Below are 21,130 nucleotides of genomic sequence, written 5' to 3'. Positions count from 1 at the left end.
AAGGGGAGGAGCAACAATGAACGAGCAGCGCCGCCAGATCCTGGAGATGCTGGCCGAGGGCAAGATCACCGCAGACGAGGCCGAGCGGCTGATCAACGCCCTCGAACGAGAACAGCCCGAGTCGCCGCCGGGAGCCGCGCCCCGCCCGAAACCCCGTCCGAAGTATCTGCGGGTGGTGGTGAGCTCCGAGGACAACCCCGGCGGTGACGGGGCAAGCCGGATCAACGTCCGGGTCCCCCTGCAACTGCTGCGCGCCGGGGTCCGGCTCACGAGCCTCATCCCTCCGCAGGCGCTCACCCAGCTCAACGCGAAGCTGGACAAGTCGGGGGTGCCGATCGACCTCACCCAGCTCAAGCCGCAGCACATCGAGGAGCTCATCGAGCAGCTCGACGAGCTGACCGTTGACGTCGACGACGCCGACAACAAGGTGCAGGTGTTCTGCGAGTAACACCACCACGGCGCCGGACGGCCGCCCGGACCACGGGGTCGGCTGGCCGTCCGGCCCACTCGGCCGTTGGTCAGTCGCGTGTGCTGGTGAGGGTGGCGACGAAGGTGCGCCAGGCGGTGGGGGTGAAGGTCAGGGCGGGGCCCTGTCGGTCTTTGCTGTCGCGTACGCCGATGGTGTGTGGCAGGTTGTCGGCGACTTCGACACAGTTTCCGCCGTTGCCGTTGCTGCGGGTGCTCTTGCGCCACCGGGCGCCGGTCAGGTCCATGGCTGCGCCACCTCCGAGGTCGAAAGCTCCCGGGTGCCGCTGCTGCGACACCTGCCCACCCGTGGTCAGTCGCGTGTGTCGGTGAGGGTGGCGACGAAGGCGCGCCAGGCGGTGGGGGTGAAGGTCAGGGCGGGGCCCTGTCGGTCTTTGCTGTCGCGTACGCCGATGGTGTGGGGCAGGTTGTCGGCGACTTCGACGCAGTCGCCGCCGTTGCCGTTGCTGCGGGTGCTCTTGCGCCACCGGGCGCCGGTCAGGTCCATGTCTCCGCCATCTCCGATATCAATTCCAGCGACTGCTGGTGTGGCAGCGCCTCGCCCCGGATCGACTCCCACACCTGGACCGTCCGCTTGATGTCGTCGGCGCGGTCGTACGTCTGTCCGTTGAGCTGTCCCTCAATGTAGACGATATCGTCGCCGGTCGGTGGTGTGGCTACGACGAACGGGCCGTTGAGGCCGGCGTAGGCCCCGGCGGCGCCGGGCACCACGTGCAGGCGCACCCGGGGCAGCGACTCGCCGACCTTGGCCAGGTGTCGGAGCTGCTCGCGCATCACCTGGGGACCGCCCACCGGCCGGCGCAGGACCGACTCGTCCATCACCACGGTGAGCAGCGGCGACTGGTCACGGGTGAGCAACTCCTGCCGTTCCAACCGGGTCGTGACCTGCTGTTCGAGCGCCTGGGACCGGAGCAGGCCGCTGCCGGAGAGAACGGTCCGGGCGTATGCCTCGGTCTGGAGCAGGCCCGGCACGAACAGCGGCTGAAAGCTGCGCAGCGCGTCGGCCTCCTGCTCGATCTCGGCCCACTCGCGGAACCAGGCCACCAGGGCTTCCCGCCCCAGCTTGCGCTGCGCCCGCTCGAAGAGGCCACCGGTCTCCAGGACCTTGTCGCAGCGGCGGGCGAAGTCGGGGCTCGGCCGCCGGTCGCAATTCTCGATCTTTCCCACCAGTGCGGTGGAGTAGTTGATCGCCTCGGCGAGGTCGGCCTGGGACATGTTGGCCGCGGTGCGGACGATCCTCAGTTCCTCGGCGAAGAATTCGAGAATAGGCGAGTAGCTCACGGACAACCTCCGGACAATTGGCGGACAGTGATGGGACAAGGGGCGCACAGAATCGGGATTGCGCTGGTGGTGAGTGGTGGTGATGAAGAGCATAGATTGACGGGGCGAAGGGGTCGACAACTGCGGACGTGATTTTTTCTGCGGATTCGACGGCGTCCCCGCAGAAGTGTTAGGAAGGGCCCCTTGTTATCGTTTTCTGTATAGGAAGGGGCCCTTCCTAACGTCGGCGGCGGCCGGCGTCGCACACGCCGGGGGCCGGCGTCACACCGTCGGTGGTTGGTGTTGCCGATCGGGCGGTAGCGTGTCGCGCGTGTTACCTACCGTCCGTGAGGTGCTCGCCCTGGACCCGGTGCGACACGGCGGACCCCGGCTGGTGGCGGGGGAGGGCGGTCTCGACCGGTTTGTCCGCTGGGTGCATGCTGCCGAGGTCCCCGACATCGCCGCCCTGCTCAACGGCGGCGAACTGGTGCTCACCACCGGGATCGGGCTGCCGACCGACGACGCAGGGCTGCGCGCCTTCATCGGTGAGCTGGCCGGGGTCGGAGTCTCCGGACTCATGGTCGAACTCGGCCGTCGCTACCCGGTCAGCGTGCCCCGGGTCATGATCGCGGCAGCCGAACGGCACGGCCTGCCCCTGATCGAGCTGCGCCAGGGAACACCGTTCGTCCGGATCACCGAAGCGGTGCACGCCCTCATCGTCGACGCCCAGCTCACCGAGCTACGCGCCACCGAGGAGATCCACCAGCGCTTCACCGACCTCTCCGTCGACGGCGCCGAACCAGCCGAGGTGGTGCACCAGGCCGCCCGGCTCGCCGGCTCCCCGGTCGTCCTGGAGAACCTTTCCCGCCAGGTGCTGGCGTACGACGCCGCCGGTGTTCGGGGAGAGCTGCTGCTCGGCGGATGGGAGCAGCAGTCGCGGCGAATCCAGCCGGCCGGGCGGACCGGGTACGACGCGGATGCCGGCTGGCTGGTGACCACTGTCGGTGCCCGGGGACAGGACTGGGGGCGGCTGCTGTTGCGCTGGGCCGACGCCGACCTCGCCCCGCCGACGGCGACCCCACCCACCCACCTGACCATCCTGCTCGAACGGGCCGCCTCCACGCTGGCACTGGGCCGGTTGATCCAACGCGACGCCGAGGGCCTCGAACGGCAGATCCACCGCAACCTGCTCACCGCCCTGCTCGACCACACCCGCCCGGTGGACGAGGTGGCGCTGCGGGCGCGGGCGCTCGGCGTGACACTCGACCGGCGACACCTGGTGGGAGTGGTGGTCCGGTGCCGGACCGACGAGTCCAGCACCCAGGTTGCCCAGGCCCGGCTCCGTGACCTGGCCGACGCGGTCGGGCAGGCGCTCCGGGAAACCGAGCTGAGCGGGCTGGCGAGCGCCGTCGACGACCAGGCCGTCGGAGCGCTGCTCGCGCTCCAGGACCCGGCCGCCGAGGAACGGTCACTTGCCGCGTTCGCCGCAGCACTGCACCGGATCCGCCGCGACGCCGCCCCGAGCGGGCCGGGTAACGCCGCCCGGGACGCGGTGATCGTCGCGGCGGGTTCGGGCGTCGCCTCGCTGCGGGAGGCCCGTCGGTCACTGGTCGAGGCACGTCAGGTCGCCGACGCGGCCCGACGCGGCCGGCACGACCTGCCCATCTTCCGGCTCCCGCACGTCGGGCTCGCCGGCCTGCTGCACCTGCTGCGGGACGAGCCCCGCTTGCAGACCTTCGTCGAGCGGGAACTCGGGCCGCTGCTCGCCTACGACGCCGAGCACCCCAGGGAACGGCTGCTCGACACCCTGCGGGCGTACCTGGAGCAGGGCCGGAACAAGTCGGCGGCGGCTGCTGCCGCGCACCTGTCCCGGCCGGCGTTCTACGAGCGGCTGGCCCGGATCGCCCGGATTCTCGGCGCCGACCTGGACGCCGTCGACGACACCCTGTCGCTACACGTTGCCCTGCTCGCCCTGGACGCCGTCCGCGACAACTGACGCTCGCGCGAAAGGAGGGGCCCCTTGTTAACGCTATGCGTTAACAAGGGGCCCCTCCTTTCGCTTAGTCGAGGGCGGCGCGGGCCTTGGTGTACGTGGGTGGGACGAAATTCGGGCCGCCCGGGGTGAAGACGTCGGAGGCGGCGGCGGTGGCCCAGGCCGCCGACGGCACCACCGCCACCAGTGCGCGTACGACCGGCGCGTCGCGCCATTGTTCCTGCTCGGAGAGGAGTCCGAGCGCGACCACCGACTCCTCGACCTCACCGACGCACTCGAACGGCTTGTGCGCGTCGATGCCGAGCAGCTCCAGGTAACCCGGCACCTGGTAGGTGTCGTCCAGCAGGTCCACCCCGAAGATGTGCACCAACCGCTCACGGGGCATGAACGGGGCGAGCGCCAGGAAGACGAATCGGCACTTGGGGCAGTTGCCACACCAGCGGGTGCTCGGGTCGTGCAGCTTGAACGCCGCGTTGCAGCTCGTCACCACGTTGTCGTACCGGTCGAACTGGGCGAAGAGCTTGGCGATGTGCAGCTCCGACAGGGGACGCAGCAGGGAGAAGTACGGTTCGCTCAGGCCGGCGTGCCCGGCCAGCGCGTCCCGCAGCAGTCCTTCGGCCTCGACTCCCTTGGACCACTGGTGGTTGATCTCGTGACCGTTCCAGATCAGGTTCGGGTCGGAGGCGGAGCGCTCGTTGGACATCACCACCGGCCCCAGGCCGTGCAGCACCGCGGTGGCGACGGCGATCAGCGAGTTGATCGCGGTGACCGGGATGTGTCCGTTCAGCGCGCCGGCGGCGTTCAGCTCGAAGAGCTTCGGATCGATCTGGCGGCGGGCCGCCAACGCGGGGAGCCCGGACGCCTGGTTGACCGAGACGATCACCGGGTTGGGGTTGACCGAGAACGGCACCGGGTCGAAGCCAGCGCGGCGCAGCGCCTCCAGGCTGACGATCGAGTCCTTGCCGCCGCCGACGGCACTGAGCGGACGCCCGTCGGAGTTGTCCAGCGGCGCCGGCTCCGGCACCTGCCCCGCCGGCACCGTCGGCGTCAGTTCCAGCACGTACGGCAGGTCGTTGCGGTAGGCGTACTCGGCCAGGCCCTTGGTGTATACGGCGGTGACCAGCGCGACGGCCGCCTCGCCCAGCGGCGCCGGCATCAGCAGCCGGGACGGTGCCGCCGCTTTGTAGTAGCTCACCCCGGCGACCAGGTGCAGCAACTCCAGCACCCGACGGAAGGCCGCCTCCGTTTCGACCGAGGGCGGGGCCGCCGGCACCGGGAAGGTGATCACCTCGGTGAACCGCAGTTCCTCGTCCGGGCCGGACAGGGCGTAGTCGAATGATGCGGTACCGGTGGCGAGGTCGACCGAGTACGACGGAAAGGAGAATTCGGTCAGCTGCCTGAGTTGTCCGTTGCGCACAGGCCATAGTAGGCCGGCCTGATCGTCGTGCGGATCGTAGCCGGGTGATCCGTCCGGGTTCCCTGGCCACCGTCCGGCGTTGCCGGCCTCTCCTACCCTCGGGCCTGATGTGACCGAACGGCACTGATCACCGCTTTTGCGGTGGCCGTGGGCTGCCTGGCCGACTTGCCGTCCGAGGCCCGGGAGGAAGATCGATGACCGGATACCGGGTGCCCGAGCGCGTTGCCCGCAATGTCCGTCCGGCCCGGCGGCTGGTCCGGTTGATCTCGCACACCGACCCGGTCGCCGTGACCGGCATCGGCCTCTCCGTGGCGCTCTCGATCACGCTGGACGTCACCGGCGCCGCCTCCGGCGTCGAGTCGCTCCTCGCCGGCCTGCTGGGGACGACGATCTCGCTGCTGGTGGACTCGATCGCGCGGTCCGAGCGGCGGTTCGAACTGCGCGGCCTGGTCGCCGGGACGCCGTGGATGACCGAGGCGCTGGAGCCGATCGTCACCGGCACCCGCGAGGCGATCGAGCGCTATCCGCAGACCCCGGTCGCGGCCGAGGCCCGCGCCCGGTTCGACCGCATCCGGATCGAGACCGAACATCTGCGTACGGGCCGGATCATCCGTTCCGGTACGGACTACCGTGACCTCGTCGGCGGGATGCGCGACTGTGTGGACCAGGTGCACGCGATGGCGAACGTGGCACCCCGGGCCGGCGGTGAGCCGAGCTGGTGGGGCAGCGACATCGGGCGGTACTACTGGACGCTCAACCTGGAGGCGCTCGCCCGTGGGGTGCGGATCACCCGGATCTTCGGCTACCACGACTACACCGACGAGTTCCGTGAGCTGGTCGACGCCCAACGTCGGGCGGGGGTACGGGTCGGGCTGTTGCCGTACGGCACCGTCGACCGCAGCCTCGACCTGAACCTGGCGATCTGGGACGGGACGAGCGCCTGGGAGGCGCGGATGAGCCCGCACGGCGAGATCATCGAGAACATCTTCTCGGTCAACTCCGACGATCTCGGGCGACTGCTGGTGGCGTACCGGACCTGTGCCCAGGTCGCGACCTTCCCGTCGTGAGCTGGGGGACCGTACTGCTGGTCAGCGCGGTGGTGTGGCTGGTCACCCTGATCCGGTCGGTACGGTGGCGCGCGTTCGTCTACAGCCTGCCGCTGCCGATGACCATCGCGCTGGTCGGCGCTGATCTGCCGGTCGACGGCACGCAGCTACTCGGCGTCGTCGGGCTGAACCTCTTCTTCGTCACCGTCACCGTCGCGTACCACCGGTTCGGGCTGCCGATCCTCCTCGCCGACCTGCTCGGCCTCGGGGTCTACCTGGCGTTGAGCGCGCTGCTGCTGCGGGTGGGGCCGCTGCCGTTCGCGCCCACCCTCGGCTGTGTTCTCGTCCTGTGGCTGGTCGTGATGAGGTGGCTGCGGCGCCGGGTCGGACCGCCGGCCCCGGAACCGACCCGCAACGCCCTGCCGGCACCGCTGCGGCTGCTGGTCGTCCTCGCCGGCTCGACCGTGACCGTGCTGCTCGGTCAGCAGTTGCGGGGCATGGTGGTCACGTTTCCGTACTCCGGGGTCCTGGTCGCCATCGAGAGTCGCCGCGATCTCGCCGATTTCAGCCGCCACTTCGCCGCGAACAGCCTGGCCCTGGTCGGGTTCCTCGCCGGCTACCACTGGTTCGGCGACGGTACGAGGCCGGTGGCGCTCGCCGGCGCCTGGGCCGGGTACGGCGTCGTCGCCTTGCTGATCCGGCTCCCCGGCTGGCGCCGGTCGAGGCTGGCAACCAGTCATTGACCGAATCTGGTCACTTGGCGGGGGCTGGCGGCGGGTGTGAACGGAGCCAGCGGAGCATCGCGGCGCCGGCCAGGTAGCTGGCCAGGGCGGCGCCCGGCAGCCCGAGCGGTTCCGGGGCGTCCTTCGCGGTCAGGCTGTTGTCGAGCAACCCGGCGACCACGGCCAGCAGGGCGACGCCGCTGAGCGTCGCCCGGGGCACGGGACCGGACACCACGGCGGCGACCCGCCCCGTGCCCGCCCGCCCCGTGCCCGCCCGCCCCGTGCCCGCCCGCGCGGCGGCCGGGAATCGCTTGGCGAGAACCCGGGGCGGGCGCCCGCTCCGGATCTCGATCGGACTGAAGACGGCCACCAGGATCGCCAGCACCACGGCGAGCGCGACCAGCCACGGCAGCCGCCAGAGCCACCAGGCGCCACTGCCGACCGTGGGGGTCGGCAGTGCGCCCGCCGCGTCCAGGGCGCCGACCAGCAACACGGCGGCGCTGATGTGCCAGAGGAAGACGGTGAGCACCACCGCGTTCGCCGCCACCACCGCCAGCCAGGGGCGCGGTCGGCGCAGCCAGTGTTCCGCCCGGGCACGCAGCAGCAGGATCAGGCCGAGCTGCCAGGTCCCGTTCGCGATCAGGGCGAGGCTCGGCGGCGACATGTTCTGCAGCCGCTGGCGCGGGAGGTTCACCATGCTGACCGGGTACGGGCCGACGAGCGTCAGCAGCAGCAGCGCGGCGAACCCGCCGACCAGCAGGAGCACGCCGACCCGGCGACCCATCGGCAGGCGGGTACGACACAGCCCGTTGCCGCGTCCGGCGCCGGTCCGGGCGTCCCGCCAGGCGTACCCGAGCTGGTGGATGGCGAGCCAACCGAAGAGGAAGCTGCCACTGGCGGTCTCCCTCGGGCCGGTCAGCCGGCCGACGTCGCCTGCTGCCACCAGCACCAGCAGCACCAGTGGTACGGCGAGCCCGAAGCGCCGGTGCAGGGCGTACGTCACCGGGGTCAGTGCCACCGCGGCCAGGTACGCGGTGAGGAACCAGAGCGGGATGGTGGCGAACCAGATCACTTGGCGTGTCTGTCCGGCGTCCGCCCCGAGCAGCCGTGCGACGAGCGCGGCGCAGGCCAGCACCAGGATCAGCGTGGTGGTGGGGCGCAGCAGTCGGGCGTTGCGGTCCAGCAGCCAGTCGACCGCCCGTCCGCCGCGTCGCCGGTGGCTGCTCAGCGAGGCGGCGTTGGCGTACCCGCCGACCAGGAAGAAGATCGGCATGACCTGGAACAGCCAGGTCCCGGGCCGACCGGCGGGGATGTCGACCAGCGCCGAGCGTCCGGTGAGCTGACCGGCCGGGTCGTAGTCGATCACGATGATCAGCCAGTGGCCGAGCACCACGGCGGCGATCGCCAGCGCGCGAAGCAGGTCGAGGTATCGCTCCCGTTCGGCGGGCGTGTCCCGGGCGAGCTGCCCCAGCCGACGCCGCATGTGACCAGGCTAGGGCGGATCGGTGCGACGGGTCGGCAAACGGCCGAGGCCACCACGACCCGTTCCATCTCTCGACCGAGGAGGACGGCCCTCCCCGCGACCCGGCTGGGCGCGTACGGAGTGACCGACATTGATCAGTGCTGGAGAAGTCGCCCGTGCAGTGCGACCGGATCGGTGACCTCGGGCAGCGTGCGGGCGGCCAGCCAGGCCGCGCCGATGGCGCCGGCGCTTCCGGCCTCGGCGGCGAGCAGCGCGGCGGCCGGCCAGCGGCGGGCCAGCAGTTGACCGACCACCCGGGCCAGCGGCCCGCCACCGGGAGGAACGTCGGTAGGGGGAGCGGCGCCCGGGGAACGGGCGGCGGGGGAACGGGCGGCGGGGGAACGGGCGGCGGCGTCGGTAGGGGGAGTGGCGCCGGCCGAACGGTCTCGGGCGGGAACGTTGGCCGCAGGAGCGGCGACTGGGTCGGGAAGCGGGGTCAGCAGGCCGCCGCCGAGCACGATCGGGGTGACCGCGCCCTCCGGGCGGACCCGGGCCACGCTTTCGACCAGCAGCGCGGCGGCCGAGGAGACGAGCGCGCGGGCGGTCGGGTCACCCGCGTGAGCCGCCTGGAAGACCAGCGGGGCGAGCCGGGCCAACTCCACCGGGGGTCGGCGGGTCACCGTATGGATCACCCGCCGTACCGTCTGCCGGGGATCGAACTGCCGGAGATCAAGGGACGGCGCCTCGTCGGTCGTCACCCGGTCGGAGCCGAGCAGTTCACGCAGGACCAACCCGGCGAGCACGCCCGGCGGGCGGTGCGGGACGGGACGTGAGGCGGGAAACGCGTCGAGTTCCGCCAGGGTGTGCCGGACCGCCTCCCGACCGAGCCAGAAGCCCGAGCCGGCGTCACCGAGCAGCCAGCCGTGGCCGTCCGCGACCCGGTCCAGGCGTGCCTGGTGGACCTGGGCCGCGATGGCGCCGGTGCCGGCGACCAGGATGGTGCCGTCCGGTGCGGCGGTCGCCGAGGCGTAGCCGACCAGGGCGTCGCCGTGTACGTCGTACCGGCAGCGCAGGCCGACGTCGCGCCAGGCGTGGTCGTACGCGGCGCGGGCGGCCGGGTCGGCGTTGAGTCGGCCGGCACCGGCCAGGCCGATGACGCCCGCTCGGACCCGTTCCGGGTCCAGTCCGGCGAGGGCGGCGCGCAGGGCGACCCGGAGTTGCGCGACGGCCGGTTCGATGCCGTGACTGACCGGGTTGCCGCCACCGGCCACACCGGAGCCGAGGCGTTCACCCGTTAACGAGATGACCACGGCCCGGGTCGAGCTGCCGCCCACATCGAGCCCGATCGTCAGCGGGTCGGCGGCTCCCGGCACATCTCCTCCAGGTGATCGATGTGGTGGTGTTCATGCTGGTCGATGGCGGTGTCGACGATGAGGGTCGGCGGTGGGGTGAGGCATCGACCGGAGGTAACGGTTTGAAAACTTCGCCCACAGCCTTGACATGGAGGGGGTGTTAGTAAGAACTTTTACCACTAACAGTTAACACTCTTTCCGGAAGGCGTTCACATGGTCGATCACGAGGTGGATACCGCCGCGGGAACCGCGGTGGTCGACGCCGAGGCGTTCGACCGGCGACTAGCCGCCGGACTCTCCCCGAGCGACAGCGTCCTGGTGCGTGTCCGCGCCCGGCTGCCGGAGTTCACCGGGGCCCTGCAACGCGTCGCCGAACAGGTGCTCGCCGACCCGGCGACCGCCGCCCGCTCCACCATCGTCGAACTCGCCGAACGCAGCGGCACCTCACCGGCCACGGTAACCCGGTTCTGCCGGGCGATGGGGTTCGAAGGCTACGCCGACCTGAGGCTGGGCATCGCGGCGGAGACCGGCCGCGCGCGTTCGGCCGGCTGGACCGTCGACATCGGCCGGGAGATCCAGCCCAGCGACCCGCTGGAACGGGTGCTCGGCCAGATCATGGCCGCCGACACCCGGGCCATGCACGACACCGCCACCCTGCTCGATCTGCGGGAGGTCGAACGGGCCGCCGAGGCGGTCGCGGCGGCGTCCCGGGTGAACATCTTCGGCGCCAGCGGCAGCGCACTGGTCGGCGCCGAGATGCAGTTCAGCCTGCACCGCATCGGCGTCGCCGCGTGGTCGTGGCACGACGTACACGAGGGTCTGGCCAGTGCGGCGCTGCTGCGCGACGGCGATGTCGCGCTCGGCATCTCGCACACCGGCGAGACCCGGGAGACGATCGAGATGCTCGCCGAGGCGGGCAGTCACGGCGCCACCACGATCGCGCTGACCAGCTTCCCCCGCTCACCACTGGCCGAACTCGCCGACATCGTGCTGCTCACGGCCAGTCAGGCGACCACCTTCCGGCCGGACGCGCTCTCCGCGCGCCACCCCCAACTGGTCGTCCTGGACCTGCTCTACATCGCGGTGGCGCAACGGACCCACGACCGGGCCCACTCGGCGTTCCAGCGGACGGCGCGGGCCGTCGGCGGACACAAGGCCGCGAAGGAGGTACGGGGATGATCAGCATGCAGGGGTACGCCGACGCGGTCCGCCCGGTGCTCGACCGGCTGCTCGACACCTCCGGCGACGGGGTGGGGCGAGCCGCCGACCTGATCACCGCCAGTCTGCGTGCCGGCGGGGTGCTCCAGGCATTCGGCGCCGGCCACTCCGGGGCGTTCGCGGCCGAACTGGTCGCCCGCGCCGGTGGCCTGGTCCCGACCAACCAGCTTTCCCTGCGTGACCTGGTGCTCTACGGCGACGCGTCGCCCGAGGTGCTCGGTGACCCCAAACTCGAACGCGACCCCACCATCGCCCACCAGATCTACGCGCTCGCGGCGCCGCAGCCCCGCGACGTGTTCGTGGTGGCGTCCCAGTCCGGCATCAACGGCTCGATCGTGGAGCTGGCGAGGCTGGTGAAAGAACGCGGTCACGACCTGATCGCGGTCACCTCGGTCGAGCACACCGCACGGGTGGCCCCACGGCACCCGTCGGGCCAACGGCTCGCCGACATCGCCGACGTCGTGCTGGACAATGGCGCGCCGTACGGTGACGCACTGCTGCCGCTGGACGGCGGCGGCGCGGTCTGTGCGGTCTCCTCGGTCACCACCACGCTGCTGGCGCAGCTGTTGACCGCAGAGGTCGTGCGACGGTTCCACGTCGTGGGAGAGGTACCCCCAATTTACCGATCCACGAACGTCCCCGGCGGGGACGAGCACAACACCGCCCTGGAGTCGCGGTACGCCGGGCGTATCCGGCGGACCGCCTGACCCCGACCTTTTGTGGCGACGACGAAACCAACCGAGGAGACGAAGATGTCTGTAACCCCCGACAGCCCGTCGGATCTCACCCGCCGCATCGTCCTGCAGCGGGCGGCGGCGGCCGGCCTGCTCGCCGTGCCGGCCGCGGGTCTGCTCAGCGCCTGCGCCACCAGCGGTGACGGCGAGACCCAGGAGCAGAGCGAGGGCACCAAGAGCGCCGAGAACCCGTTCGGTGTCAAGGAGGACGCCGCGCTTGAGGTGATCATCTTCAACGGCGGCTACGGCGACAAGTACGCCACCGACGTGCACGAGCCGCTCTACAAGAAGAAGTTCCCGAAGGCGGAGATCAAGCACGAGGCCAGCCAGGCCATCTCCACCGTGCTCCAGCCCCGGTTCGCGGCCGGCACCCCGCCGGAGTTCGTCAACAACTCCGGTGAGAAGTCGCTGGACTTCGGCGCCCTGGTCGCCGATGGTCAGCTCCAGGACCTGACCGACCTCTGGGACGCGCCGTCGGTCGACGACCCGTCGAAGAAGGTCCGCGACACCGTGGTCCCCGGCACCATCGACGTCGGCTCGTTCAACGGCAAGCCGTACGTGCTCAACTACGTCTCCACCGTCTTCGGCCTCTGGTACTCCGGCAAGCTGTTCAAGGACAACGGCTGGGCCCCCGCCAAGACCTGGGACGAGTTCGTCGCCCTGCTCGACAAGATCAAGGCCAAGGGCGTCACCCCGTTCGGGTACGCGGGCGCGAACGCGCCCTACTACGTGTGGAACGTGATCCTCACCCACGCCGCCAAGATCGGCGGGCCGGAGGTGCTGAAGAACATCGACAACCTGGAGCCGGGTGCCTGGACGGCGGAGCCGGTCAAGCAGGCCGCGGCGGCCTGGGCCGAGATCGGCGCCAAGTACATGGACAAGAGCTTCGAGGGGCTGAAGCACACCGACGTCCAGTTGCTCCAGAACCAGTACAAGGTCGGCTTCTACCCCAGCGGCGACTGGCTGGAGAACGAGCAGGCCAAGGACACCCCGCCCGGCTTCGAGTACCAGATGATGCCGATCCCGAGCCTCACCGCCTCGGACAAGATGCCGGCCGGTACGGTCCGCGCCACCGCGGCCGAGGGCTACTTCGTCTCGGCCAAGAGCAAGAACCCGCGCGGCGCCATGGAGTACATGCGCCAGATGCTCTCCGTCGAGGGCGCCAAGGGTTTCACCAACGTGGTCAAGTCCGCCACGGTGGTCACCGCCGCCTCCTCCGGGTACGCGTTCCCGCCCGGTGTGGCCAGCTCGCAGGCCGCGCTCGCCGGTGCCGGCCAGAACGTGGTGAACCTCTTCTTCGACGGCTGGTACAAGGAGCTGGACACCGAGGCCCGTACCGCGACGAACGAGCTGATGTTCGGTCGCATCAAGGCCGACGCCTTCTGCGAGCGTATCCAGAAGAAGGCCGACGCGATCAAGGCCGATTCGTCCGTCACCAAGTTCAAGCGCTGATCGGAGCGTAGGTCATGCGGCACGGCAAGTACCCATTCGTGATCGGCTTCCTGGCCGCTCCGGTGCTGTTGTATTCGGTCTTCGTGATCGCCCCGTACGCCCAGGCGTTCCAGATCTCGTTGACCAACTGGAGGGGATTGTCCGCCCCGAAGTGGGTGGGCTTCGACAACTATCGACAGTTGGGCGAGGACCACCGCTTCTGGCAGGCGATCCAGCATCACCTGGTACTGCTGATCGCCCTGCCGCTGATCACGATCGCCATCGCCCTGTTCTTCTCGTTCATGCTCAACGTGGCGGGCAGGAGCAGCGGGGGCCAGCGGACGGGGGTCTGGGGTTCGAAGTTCTACCGGGTGGTGTTCTTCCTTCCCCAGGTCCTCGCCGTGGCGATCATCGCGGTGCTGTTCCAGACGGTCTACCGGCCGAACGAGTCCGGCCTGATCAACGGCGTACTGATGAAGATCGGACTGGATCCGATCCTGTTCCTGGTCAACCCGAACCTCGCGCTCTGGTCGATCCTCGGGGTACTGGTCTGGCAGGGGGTCGGTTTCTACGTGGTGCTCTTCTCGGCGGGCATCGCCTCGATCCCGGGCGAGATCTACGAGGCCGCCGAGATGGACGGGGCCAGCCGGATCACACTCTTCTTCCGGGTGACCCTGCCGCTGCTCTGGGACACCCTCCAGGTCGCCTGGGTCTACCTCGGCATCGCCGCGTTCGACTGTTTCGCGATCGTGGCGGTCCTCTCGGTCGACAACGGCGGTCCGGACGGGGCGACCACGGTCCTGGCGCTGGAGATCTACCGCAACGCCTTCACCTACTCCAAGTACGGGTACGCCTCGGCGATGGGTGTGGCGCTGTTCTTCCTGACCATCACCTTCGCGGCGTTCGCGCTGCGGGTAACCAAGCGGGAAAGCGTCGAGTACTGATGGGTACACAGCTGACCACGACGAGGACTGGCCAGTCGGACGGTCCCGACCCTCGACCCCTCCCGCCGGTGGAGCGACCGCGTCGCGGACGTCGCACCGGCGGTGGCGAGGTGAGTCTGCTCAACGGCATGGGCCACCTGGTGCTGTTCTTCTGGGCAGTGATCATCGTGGTGCCGATCCTCTGGGTCTTCCTCGCCTCGTTCAAGAACACCACGGAGATCTTCAGCAGCCCCTGGACCCTCCCGGCCGAACTTCGCTGGGAGAACTGGGGGCGAGCCTGGACCAAGGCGCACGTCGGCCGCTACTTCCTCAACAGCGTCATCGTGGTCGGCTGCGGCACCTTCCTGACGATGCTGCTCGGTTCGATGGCCGCGTACGTGCTGGCCCGCTACAAGTTCTGGGGCAACCGGTTCATCTACTACCTGTTCGTCTCCGGGTTGGCCTTCCCGGTCTTCCTGGCCCTGGTGCCGCTCTTCTTCGTGGTGCGCAACCTGGGACTGCTGAACACGTACACGGGCGTGGTGCTGGTCTACACCGCGTACTCGCTGCCGTTCACCGTTTTCTTCCTGGTCGCCTTCTTCCGTACGCTGCCGAACTCGGTGGCCGAGGCGGCGATGATCGACGGCGCGTCGCACACCCGGCTCTTCTTCCAGGTCATGCTGCCGATGGCGAAACCCGGCATGATCAGTGTGACGATCTTCAACATCATTGGTCAGTGGGCGCAGTACCTGCTACCGCTGGTGCTGCTCTCCAACGCCAAGGACAAGTGGGTGCTGACCCAGGGCATCGCCGACATCTCGGTCAACGCCGGGTACGAGGCGGACTGGTCCGGCCTCTTCGCCGCGCTCACCATCGCGATCCTCCCGATGATCATCGTGTACGCGATCTTCCAGCGGCAGATCCAGAACGGGCTGACCGCCGGCACCGGCAAGTGAGCCGTACCGGTAGGTGAGCCGTACCAACGGACGGTAATTCGCGTCGCACTGCCCGGCCCAACCGATCAGGACTGTCGGTGGGGCCGGGCAGAATCGGTTCGTGCTGGTGGCGGTGATGCCCGACGAGGGCGGCGGGGGCGAGTGGCGGCCCCTGCACCCGGACGGACGCCCGGCTGGCCCGGCCGAGCCGGTCGCGGACCTCGCCGAGGCCGTCGCCGACCGGGAGCGGCGGGAACACCCTCGCTGGATCTGGTCGGCCACCTCGTCGGTCTACCCCGCGCTGCACCGGACCGGGCTCCGGGTGGAGCGCTGTCACGACATCGAGTTGACCGAGGCGCTGCTGCTCGGCCATGCCGGCCGGTGGGGCGAGCCGCGCTCGCTCGCCGCAGCCTGGGCCCGGCTCACCGGGGCACCGGTGCCACCCGACCCGACCCCGCGCGCGGCGGTCCCGCCCGGCAACGGTCAGGCCGCCCTCTTCGAACCGGTCTCCGCCGCCCCGACCTCCGACCTGGCCGCGCTGGTCGCGGTCTACGCCGATCAGCACTCCCGGATCGAGGCCACCGAGCACCCGGGTCGGTTCCGCCTGCTGGTCGCGGCCGAGTCCGCGGGGGCGCTGATCGCGACCGAGATGGGGGCCGACGGTCTGCCCTGGCGCGCGGACGTGCATGACGACCTGCTGGTCGAGCTGCTTGGGGAGCCGTCGCCGATGGGTGGGCCACCGCGCCGGCTGGCCGAGCTGGCAGCCCGGATCGCGGCGGCGTTCGGGGTCCGACAACTGCACGCCGAGTCGCCGGCCGAGGTGCTGCGGGCGTTCGCGCGGGCCGGGATCGAGCTGCCCAACACCCGAGCCTGGGTGCTGCGGGGGGTGGACCATCCAGCCGTGCCCCTGCTGCTCGAATACAAGGAGTTGTACCGGATCTGGACCGCGCACGGCTGGGCCTGGCGGGACGCCTGGGTGCACGACGGGCGGTTCCGGCCGGAGTACGTGCCGGGCGGTGTCGTCTCCGGTCGGTGGGCGACCCGGGGCGGGGGAGCGTTGCAGATCCCCAAGGTGGTGCGCCGGGCGGTCCGGGCCGACCCGGGTTGGCGGATCGTGGTCGCCGACGCCGGCCAGTTGGAGCCCCGGGTGCTGGCCGCGGTCTCCGGTGACGTTCGACTGGCCGCCGCTGGTGGCGCCGGCGACCTCTATGCGGCGCTCGCCCGGGACGCTTTCGACGGCGACCGGGCGAGGGCGAAGCTGGCCCTGCTCGGCGCCATGTACGGCCAGACCGGTGGCTCGGCGATCCCGGCGCTGGCTGTGCTCCGGCGTAGCTATCCGACCGCCTTCGGTTACGTGGAGGCGGCTGCCCGCACCGGCGAGGCGGGCGGACTGGTCCGGTCGTGGCTCGGGCGTACGTGTCCACCGTCCTCGGTCGGGGTCGGTGAGGACGGGGAGCCGGTGGACGTCGAGTCGCGGCCGGAGACCGATCCGTTCGGGCCACGGGCCCGCGCCGTCGCCCGCTCCCGGGGCCGGTTCACCCGTAACTTCGTGATCCAGGCGACCGCCGCCGAGTGGGCGCTGACACTGCTGGCCGTGCTCCGGGGGGCGTTGGCCGGCTCCGCCGCGCAGCTCGTCTTCTTCCAGCACGACGAGGTGCTCGTGCACTGTCCGCAGGAGGAGGCCGACGCGGTGGTGGAGCGGGTGCGGGCCGCCTCTGACCGGGCCGGGCGGCTGCTCTTCGGGGAGAGCCCGGTCCGCTTCCCGGTCGACGTCTCCGTAGTTGATTGCTACGCTGATGCGGCGTAGCTGCGATTTTGTCCCTTTTGGTGCCGATACCTCAGCCTTCACCGTTCGTTGGGTCCGGTGTGCGTACGACGTAGGTCGACGCCGGGCGGAAGGTGACGCAGCTGAGTCGGATCGCAGGAATGATCATCGCCGCGGGCGGGGGACGCCGGATCGGTGGCCCGGAGGCGTTGCTGCACCAGGGTGAGCGGCCACTGGTGGATCAGGTGCTCGACACCGTACGAGATGCCGGGTGCGACCCGGTCGTGGTGGTCCTCGGGGCCGCCGCCGATCAGGTACGCGCCACCGCCGACCTCTCCGACGCGACGGTCGTGGTCAACCGGTCCTGGGGTACCGGCATGGGTTCCTCGATGCGGATGGGCCTCGACGCGCTCGCCGACCCGGACATCGAGGCGGTGGTGGTGGTGCCGGTGGACATGCCCGGCCTGACCAGCGTGGCGATCCGTCGCGTGACCGCGCTGCCGTACCCGGACGTGCTGGTCTGCGCGACCTATGCCGGACTACGCGGTTACCCGATGCTCTTCGGCCGACGACACTGGGCCGGGATCGCCACGCTGGCCAACGCCGACGTCGGTGCGCGCCCGTACCTGCTCGCGCACAAGCACCAGATCGTCGACATCGCCTGCGACGAGGTGGCGGACGGGAGCAGGGTGGATTCGCCCGAACTGATGGCTCACTGGGGACTGACGGTGCCGGTGCCGGCCCAGCGGGTGGCGGTCTGATCAGACCGTGAGCGGACGTACCGCCGACCCGGCCGAGGTGGCCGGGTCGGCGGCACGTGCTCGGGTCACACCTCGATGTTGAACCGGGAGAGCACCGACGGTGCGATCAGACCCGCCGTGGCGAGCACCGAGACCACGGTGAACGCGACCCGCAGCACCTTGGTCTCGACCTTGCCGCCGACCTCCACCGCGATCTTGTTCGGGAGACCGATCATCCACCACATTCGACGCTTGATCGGAATGGGCCAGAGGATCGGCACGCCCGCGCTGGTGATGAAGTCGCCCATGATGTGGACGAAGCAACCCACCCCGACCGCCACGCCGAGCATCGGATAACCCCGGTCACCGGGCAGGTGCAGGAAGGTGAAGTACGCCGCCGCCGCCGAGATCAGCGTGACGATCACCCAGCCGGCCCGCTTCGCCCACTCGTCGAAGAGACCACGCAGGGCCAGCCCGATCATGAAGAACAGGATGCCGATGACGGCCCACTTGCCGTACGCGGTGCAGAGGGCGGTGGTTCCCCACCCGACCAGGAAGGTGAAGGGCAGCGTGTGGGTCAGCGTCCGGTGCCCGTTCTTGCGGTCAGGGTCCTTGCTCAGTTTGGTCGCGTGGTAGACGCCGAGCGAGATCTTCTCCATCACCTCGGCGAAGAAGAGCGAAACCACGCCGAAGGTACGTGCCACCGTCGCGCCACCCTGGTTCCGGGTGACCTTCCCGGACATGTCGAGGTCGGGGAAGAGCGCCCCGCCGGCACAGACCGCGGTGCCGACCGCGATCGCCAGTGGCGACTGCTCGTAACCGGCGAACTGGTACAACCCCCAGGAACCGGCGAGCCAGACCGCGGCACCGGACAGTGCATGGGACGGTCCCATCATTTTGTGCGTCCTCCCCAGGATCACCCCACGTAGCGCGATCACTCTGCCAAACCCGCCGCCCCTAGGCAATCACCGGGACCCTCCAATCGGGAACCCGACGGTGACGCTGCTCTCGGGGCCCGGGTCGGCGGCGGTCGCCCGGAGCGGTCCGGCTATCCGGCCGGCCGGAAGCTGAGCCGGATCATCGGCAGGTACACCTGGTTGACCTGCCAGTCGAACTCCGGCGTCAGCCAGGCGATGGTGTACGCCCGGCTGGCGGAGGTACGGAACAGCACGCGGGTGGTGTGCACCTGTCGGCCGGCGGCGTTGGTCCACCGGCACTCCCACTCGGCGCCACCCTGGTGGAAGTCGACCGGTCCGATGTTCACCAGACCGTAACCGGGCAGGGAGCCCCGGTCGGTGAGTCGGGACTCCTCCGACCGCCAGTACGCCTCGGCATCCGCGACGGGTGGCGCCGACGGGTCCACACTGAGCACCCGGGGGCCGTCCGGCTCCTGGAAGCAGACCACCCCGCCGTCGGTGAAGACCCGCCAGCCGACCGGCGCGGCGATCCGGAAACCACTCGGGTCGCCGTACCAGGTCCAGCCCGGCACGAGGCCGTACCGCTCGTCGGCCGGCGGTGGCGCCTGCATGACCCGGGTCGGTGCGTCCGAGGGCGCGGCACAGGGGAAGGCTGGTCCCGCCAGCAGGGGTTGGGGTGACGACCCCGACGGGTCGACCGGGCCGGGCGCCGGTCGGGCCATGTCCCGCCACGCCTGCACGGTCAGCGCCGTACCGAGCGCCGCGACGAGGACGAAACCGAGGCCGATCGCGGTGGTCGCCCGCCAGCCGGGCCGTGACCCGGGCGGGGTCGGCAGGTCGGTGTCGGTCATCTCGTCCGGGGACGGGTCGGCCGGGGCCGACCCGGGACCGCCGTCCACGGTCGAGGGCTCGGTACGACGCGGTCGGGTCAGCGTCTGCCGCAGCGACTTCGGCCCGGCATCGGTGATCCGGCTCAACAGCCGATCGACCTCCAGTGCGGTGAGCCGCTGCCGGGGGTCGCGGCGGAGCAGGCCGGTCAGCACCGGGCGGAGTGGGCCGGCGCGTTGGGCCCGGTCCGGTGGCGCCACCGCGAGCGCGGTCAGGGTCGCCATCGCGGTGGACCGGGCGTACGGCGAGCGCCCCTCCACCGCCGCGTACAGGGTGGCGCCGAGCGACCAGAGATCGGCCTCCACGCTGGACGTACCGTCGGCGGCCCGCTCGGGGGCGACATACTGCGGGGAACCGAGCACGATACCGGCGCGGGTCAGCGCCCCGTCGCCGCCGTCGATGGTGGCGAGTCCGAAGTCGGTGAGCACCACCCGACCCTCGTCGGAGATCAGTACGTTGTGCGGCTTGACGTCGCGGTGCAGCACCCCTGCCTGGTGGGCGGCGCGGAGCGCGGCCAGCACGTCGCGACCGATCTCGGCCACCCGCAGCGGGGGAAGTGGCCCGTCGGTCGAGAGCACCTCCTGCACCGAGCGGGACGGGACATACTCCATCACGATCCAGGGGGTGTCCCCGGTGTGGAGGACGTCGTAGACGCGTACGACGTTGGGGTGGTTCAGCCGGGCGGCGGTACGCGCCTCGCGCAGCGTACGCAGGCGCAGGTCCTCGCGCTCGGCCTCGGTCATCCACTCCGGTGGCACGACCTCCTTGACCGCGACGTCGCGGTGTAGCATCTCGTCGCGGGCGAGCCAGACCCGCCCCATCCCGCCCCGGCCGACCGGTTGCAGCAGGCGGTAACGCCCGGCGATGAGCACCTGCTGCACGTCATGATCCCCCATCCGCTACCCGCCGTAAACGATAGCTAGCCGATGAGTGGTTGGACATCCTCCGGACCATTGAACCGACCGGCACCCAGTGGGGCCCCGCCGGTCGGAGCGATCCGACCGGCGTCCCCGTACGACCTGGTCAGCGGGTCAGCAGGCGGCTCCGTTCAGGGCAAGCAGGTTCCCCTCCGGAACCACCATGCGGGTCCGGGTGCCGATCCCACCGACAGTGCCGCGAACTGGTGCCGAACCAGCCTCGCGAACGGCACTGGCGTAGGTGGCGGCGGTGCGCGCGGCAATGGCCGACCAGCCGTAACGTTCGCTGACCATGCTCCGGGCGCGGCGGGCGACCCGACGGGCGAAGACCCCGTCGGCGAGGAGCGTGTCGACCGCGCCGGCCAGCGCCTCCGGGTCACTGTGCGGGAAGGTCACCCCGGTCACGCCCGGCTCGACGATCTCGGCGAGCCCACCGGTGGCGGCGACGGCGAGCGGGGCGCCGGCCGCGGCGGCCTCCAACGCGACCATGCCGAACGGTTCGTAGAGGCTGGGTACCACGGTGGCGTCGGTGGCGCCGAGCACCGCCGGCAACTGGCTCTCGTTCATGAAGCCCACGAAGTTGACCGTCTGGTCCAGACGCAGGTGGTCGGTCTGCTGCTGCAACTCGCCCCGGTACGGCCCGTCACCGGCGATCACCACCCGCAGTCCGGGGTGCCGCTCCCGCAGCCGGGGGATGGCGTGCACCAGGTGCTGGACGCCCTTCTCGTAGACCAGGCGGCCGGCGAACCCGATCAGCGGCCCGTCGCCGGCGAACCGGGCGCGGGCCGAGGCGACCGCCCGTGGCTTGGCGTGCCAGGCCCGGTCGTCGACTCCGTTGGGGACGACGTCGATGCGGGTGGTGGGGAGGTTGAAGAGGTTGTTGACCTGGTCGCGCATGTAGCCGGAGCAGGTGATGACGCGGTC

Annotated in this window: 20 protein-coding genes; 11 read left to right on the top strand and 9 right to left on the bottom strand. The window is 70.6% G+C overall.

From position 1 onward, the window contains the following. The first annotated feature begins 16 nt into the window (after nucleotides 1-16). On the top strand, nucleotides 17-448 hold the full coding sequence (locus ACIBF5_RS31300) for an SHOCT-like domain-containing protein (protein ID WP_396816493.1): 432 nt from the start codon (nucleotides 17-19) through the stop codon (nucleotides 446-448). A 70-nt stretch (nucleotides 449-518) separates the two neighbouring features. Here the strand turns inward: ACIBF5_RS31300 and ACIBF5_RS31295 are convergent, their stop codons facing one another. The 3 genes from ACIBF5_RS31295 to ACIBF5_RS31285 form a co-directional block, all read right to left on the bottom strand. Next, the gene (locus tag ACIBF5_RS31295; protein WP_396816492.1) at nucleotides 519-713 is read right to left on the bottom strand and encodes a DUF397 domain-containing protein; all 195 of its coding nucleotides are present in this window, start codon (nucleotides 711-713) and stop codon (nucleotides 519-521) included. Nucleotides 714-778: 65 nt separating this feature from the next. Continuing rightward, nucleotides 779-973 (bottom strand): DUF397 domain-containing protein, encoded by a 195-nt coding sequence (locus tag ACIBF5_RS31290; RefSeq protein WP_396816491.1) that lies wholly within the window; start codon nucleotides 971-973, stop codon nucleotides 779-781. Continuing rightward, the gene (locus tag ACIBF5_RS31285) at nucleotides 964-1,767 is read right to left on the bottom strand and encodes a Scr1 family TA system antitoxin-like transcriptional regulator (protein WP_396816490.1); all 804 of its coding nucleotides are present in this window, start codon (nucleotides 1,765-1,767) and stop codon (nucleotides 964-966) included. The genes ACIBF5_RS31290 and ACIBF5_RS31285 overlap by 10 nt, the downstream gene beginning before the upstream one ends. A gap of 310 nt (nucleotides 1,768-2,077) precedes the next feature. Here ACIBF5_RS31285 and ACIBF5_RS31280 point away from each other — a divergent pair, with 310 nt between their 5' ends. Beyond that, on the top strand, nucleotides 2,078-3,742 hold the full coding sequence (locus ACIBF5_RS31280) for a PucR family transcriptional regulator (protein ID WP_396816489.1): 1,665 nt from the start codon (nucleotides 2,078-2,080) through the stop codon (nucleotides 3,740-3,742). A 64-nt stretch (nucleotides 3,743-3,806) separates the two neighbouring features. Here the strand turns inward: ACIBF5_RS31280 and ACIBF5_RS31275 are convergent, their stop codons facing one another. Continuing rightward, nucleotides 3,807-5,156 (bottom strand): hypothetical protein, encoded by a 1,350-nt coding sequence (locus ACIBF5_RS31275; protein WP_396816488.1) that lies wholly within the window; start codon nucleotides 5,154-5,156, stop codon nucleotides 3,807-3,809. Between the two features lie 194 nt (nucleotides 5,157-5,350). Here ACIBF5_RS31275 and ACIBF5_RS31270 point away from each other — a divergent pair, with 194 nt between their 5' ends. Together ACIBF5_RS31270 and ACIBF5_RS31265 are read left to right on the top strand one after the other, a co-directional pair. Beyond that, nucleotides 5,351-6,223: a hypothetical protein gene (locus ACIBF5_RS31270; protein ID WP_396816487.1), complete on the top strand. Its 873-nt coding sequence runs from the start codon at nucleotides 5,351-5,353 to the stop codon at nucleotides 6,221-6,223. Further along, on the top strand, nucleotides 6,220-6,945 hold the full coding sequence (locus ACIBF5_RS31265) for a hypothetical protein (protein WP_396816486.1): 726 nt from the start codon (nucleotides 6,220-6,222) through the stop codon (nucleotides 6,943-6,945). Before ACIBF5_RS31270 ends, ACIBF5_RS31265 begins: the two co-directional genes overlap by 4 nt. Nucleotides 6,946-6,955: 10 nt before the next feature. Here the strand turns inward: ACIBF5_RS31265 and ACIBF5_RS31260 are convergent, their stop codons facing one another. Continuing rightward, nucleotides 6,956-8,407 carry an acyltransferase gene (locus ACIBF5_RS31260; RefSeq protein ID WP_396816485.1) on the bottom strand — a complete coding sequence of 484 codons (1,452 nt, stop codon included), beginning with the start codon at nucleotides 8,405-8,407 and terminating at the stop codon, nucleotides 6,956-6,958. A 134-nt stretch (nucleotides 8,408-8,541) separates the two neighbouring features. After that, entirely contained in the window at nucleotides 8,542-9,759 is a 1,218-nt protein-coding gene (locus ACIBF5_RS31255; RefSeq protein WP_396816483.1) for an N-acetylglucosamine kinase, read from the bottom strand. A gap of 192 nt (nucleotides 9,760-9,951) precedes the next feature. Here ACIBF5_RS31255 and ACIBF5_RS31250 point away from each other — a divergent pair, with 192 nt between their 5' ends. The 7 genes from ACIBF5_RS31250 to ACIBF5_RS31220 all read left to right on the top strand — a co-directional run bounded on the left by ACIBF5_RS31250 (nucleotide 9,952) and on the right by ACIBF5_RS31220 (nucleotide 17,505). Further along, nucleotides 9,952-10,917 carry a MurR/RpiR family transcriptional regulator gene (locus tag ACIBF5_RS31250; protein ID WP_396816482.1) on the top strand — a complete coding sequence of 322 codons (966 nt, stop codon included), beginning with the start codon at nucleotides 9,952-9,954 and terminating at the stop codon, nucleotides 10,915-10,917. Continuing rightward, entirely contained in the window at nucleotides 10,914-11,663 is a 750-nt protein-coding gene (locus ACIBF5_RS31245) for a sugar isomerase domain-containing protein (protein ID WP_396816481.1), read from the top strand. The genes ACIBF5_RS31250 and ACIBF5_RS31245 overlap by 4 nt, the downstream gene beginning before the upstream one ends. Nucleotides 11,664-11,708: 45 nt before the next feature. Then, entirely contained in the window at nucleotides 11,709-13,142 is a 1,434-nt protein-coding gene (gene ngcE, locus ACIBF5_RS31240; RefSeq protein WP_396816480.1) for an N-acetylglucosamine/diacetylchitobiose ABC transporter substrate-binding protein, read from the top strand. 14 nt (nucleotides 13,143-13,156) lie between these two features. After that, nucleotides 13,157-14,065: a carbohydrate ABC transporter permease gene (locus ACIBF5_RS31235; RefSeq protein WP_396816479.1), complete on the top strand. Its 909-nt coding sequence runs from the start codon at nucleotides 13,157-13,159 to the stop codon at nucleotides 14,063-14,065. After that, on the top strand, nucleotides 14,065-15,000 hold the full coding sequence (locus ACIBF5_RS31230; protein WP_396816478.1) for a carbohydrate ABC transporter permease: 936 nt from the start codon (nucleotides 14,065-14,067) through the stop codon (nucleotides 14,998-15,000). Before ACIBF5_RS31235 ends, ACIBF5_RS31230 begins: the two co-directional genes overlap by 1 nt. A gap of 115 nt (nucleotides 15,001-15,115) precedes the next feature. Continuing rightward, a complete protein-coding gene (locus ACIBF5_RS31225; protein WP_396816511.1) occupies nucleotides 15,116-16,786 on the top strand; it encodes a bifunctional 3'-5' exonuclease/DNA polymerase in 1,671 nt (556 codons plus the stop codon). A 119-nt stretch (nucleotides 16,787-16,905) separates the two neighbouring features. Continuing rightward, nucleotides 16,906-17,505: an NTP transferase domain-containing protein gene (locus tag ACIBF5_RS31220; RefSeq protein ID WP_396816477.1), complete on the top strand. Its 600-nt coding sequence runs from the start codon at nucleotides 16,906-16,908 to the stop codon at nucleotides 17,503-17,505. A gap of 65 nt (nucleotides 17,506-17,570) precedes the next feature. Here the strand turns inward: ACIBF5_RS31220 and ACIBF5_RS31215 are convergent, their stop codons facing one another. The 3 genes from ACIBF5_RS31215 to ACIBF5_RS31205 form a co-directional block, all read right to left on the bottom strand. After that, nucleotides 17,571-18,380, bottom strand: coding sequence for a metal-dependent hydrolase (locus ACIBF5_RS31215; RefSeq protein WP_396816476.1), 810 nt, complete (start codon nucleotides 18,378-18,380; stop codon nucleotides 17,571-17,573). 152 nt (nucleotides 18,381-18,532) lie between these two features. Then, on the bottom strand, nucleotides 18,533-20,170 hold the full coding sequence (locus tag ACIBF5_RS31210) for a protein kinase (protein WP_396816475.1): 1,638 nt from the start codon (nucleotides 20,168-20,170) through the stop codon (nucleotides 18,533-18,535). A gap of 150 nt (nucleotides 20,171-20,320) precedes the next feature. After that, nucleotides 20,321-21,130 (bottom strand): glycosyltransferase family 4 protein (locus ACIBF5_RS31205; RefSeq protein WP_396816474.1); only part of this gene is annotated, 810 nt, incomplete at its 5' end.

It is taken from the genome of Micromonospora sp. NPDC050417, from assembly GCF_044458865.1.
In the GTDB taxonomy this organism is placed as follows: domain Bacteria; phylum Actinomycetota; class Actinomycetes; order Mycobacteriales; family Micromonosporaceae; genus Micromonospora_G.
This window is presented reverse-complemented; position numbering and strand designations above follow the sequence as displayed.